Source organism: Angustibacter peucedani (assembly GCF_054779595.1).
Genome location: NZ_BAAGXY010000079.1, coordinates 1 through 2,246, shown reverse-complemented (window position 1 = coordinate 2,246; position 2,246 = coordinate 1). Strand labels below are relative to the sequence as shown.

General features: G+C 73.4%; 2 protein-coding genes. Both read right to left on the bottom strand.

All coding sequences use genetic code 11. The features are described 5' to 3' along the window. Positions 1-335: helix-turn-helix domain-containing protein (locus ACYVJ4_RS14340; protein ID WP_460460818.1), on the bottom strand; the 335-nt coding region annotated here is incomplete at its 3' end. A gap of 78 nt (positions 336-413) precedes the next feature. Continuing rightward, positions 414-2,246, bottom strand: a 1,833-nt coding sequence (locus ACYVJ4_RS14335; protein ID WP_460460817.1) for a DNA translocase FtsK, incomplete at its 5' end; no start/stop codon positions are given.

The window sequence follows — 2,246 nt, the reverse complement described above, 5'->3', positions numbered from 1 at the left end:
GGCCGGTGCGGAGCGGGCTCGGCGGCAGGCGGCTCGGCAGCGGCCGCGGCGGCCGCGGGCCGGGACGCGGCGCCGCCGCCGTGCTGCTCGGCGTAGGCCGCGAGCAGCGGGCTCGGGTCGAGCCCCACCTGCTTGGCGAAGGCGCGCAGGTGGCCGCGGGCGTACACGTGCCCGCCGCACAGCGAGAAGTCGTCGCGCTCGATCGCCCGGACGACGGTCGCGCGCAGGTTGATGGCGGCGGCCACCTCGTCGACGGACAGCCCGCGCGCCTCGCGCGCCTCGGTCAGGGCACGGCCCAGCGGCGCACGCTCGTCAGCGTGGTCCTGTCCGCTCATGCCGTGCCGCCCCGTCCCTCGAGTCCCGGGCCATCCTACGGGCGGACCGGACCTGTCGGACACGCCCGCGCGGGGGTCTCACCGGCGCCCGGTGAGCTCCCAGGCGTCCTCGGAGCCCTCGTCGTCGCCGTGGTCCGCGCCGTCGTCCAGCCGGTCGTCGCCCAGGTCGTCGCCCAGGTCGTCGCCCATGTCGTCGGACGCGTGGGCGGCCGGCGGCGGCTCCTCGCCGCGCATCAGCGCGAGGGTCGCCGGCAGGTCGTCCGGCTTGACCAGCACGTCGCGCGCCTTGCTGCCCTCGCTCGGGCCCACGACGCCGCGCGACTCCAGCAGGTCCATCAGGCGGCCGGCCTTGGCGAAGCCCACGCGCAGCTTGCGCTGCAGCATGGACGTCGACCCGAACTGCGTCGTGACGACCAGCTCGGTCGCCTGCAGCAGCAGGTCGAGGTCGTCGCCGATGTCGTCGTCGACGACCTTCTTGGCCTGCTCGACCACCACGTCCTCGCGGTAGCGCGGCTGCAGCTGGCCCTTGACGTGCTCGACGACCTTGGCCACCTCGGACTCGGTGACCCAGGCTCCCTGCACGCGCATCGGCTTGCTGGCGCCCATGGGCAGGAACAGCGCGTCGCCCTGGCCGATCAGCTTCTCGGCGCCGGGCTGGTCGAGCACCACCCGGCTGTCCGCGAGGCTGGACGTCGCGAACGCCATGCGCGAGGGCACGTTGGCCTTGATCAGGCCGGTGACGACGTCCACGCTCGGTCGTTGCGTGGCCAGCACCAGGTGGATGCCGGCGGCGCGGGCGAGCTGGGTGATGCGGACGATGCAGTCCTCGACGTCGCGCGGCGCGACCATCATCAGGTCGGCCAGCTCGTCGACGATCACCAGCAGGTACGGGTACGGCTGCACCACGCGCTCGCTGCCGGGCGGCGGCGTGACCTTGCCCGCGCGCACCGCCTTGTTGAAGTCGTCGACGTGCTTGAAGCCGAACGCCGCCAGGTCGTCGTACCGCGTGTCCATCTCGCGCACGACCCACTGCAGCGCCTCGGCCGCCTTCTTGGGGTTGGTGATGATCGGCGTGATGAGGTGCGGGATGCCCTCGTAGCCGGTGAGCTCGACCCGCTTGGGGTCGACCAGCACCATGCGCACCTCGTCCGGCGTCGAGCGCATGAGGATCGAGGTGATCATCGAGTTCACGAAGCTCGACTTGCCGGCGCCGGTGGCGCCCGCCACCAGCAGGTGCGGCATCTTGGCCAGGTTGGCGATGACGTAGCCGCCCTCGACGTCCTTGCCGACGCCCATGACCATCGGGTGCTGGTTGTCGCGGGCCGTGCCGCTGCGCAGCACGTCGCCGAGGCTGACCTTCTCGCGGTCGGTGTTGGGGATCTCGATGCCGATCGCGCTCTTGCCGGGGATCGGCGACAGGATCCGGACGTCGGCGCTGGCCACCGCGTAGGCGATGTTCTTGCTCAGCGCGGTGACCCGCTCGACCTTGGTGCCCTTGCCGAGCTCGACCTCGTACCGGGTGACGGTCGGGCCGCGGGTGAAGCCGGTGACCTGCGCGTCGATGTCGAACTGCTCGAGGACGCCGGTGAGGGCCTCGACCACGCGGTCGTTGGCGGCGCTGCGGGCCTTGTGCGGGCTGCCCGGCGCGAGGATCTCGCCGGACGGCAGCGTGTAGGTGACGTCGCCGGCGAGCGCCAGCTGCTCGACCCGCTGCGGCAGCGGGTTGGTGGGCGGCGCGACGGGCGTGGTGACCGGCTCGGCGGCGGCACCGGCCGCGGCCTTGGCCGCCTCGACCGCGCTGGTCGGCAGGTCGGACGGCACGGGGCGCTTCTGGCCGGGGCGCAGGCGCTTGCCGTCGGCCCCGAGGGCGACCGCGCTCTCGAACGCCTCGTCGCCGTCGCGCTCGCCGTC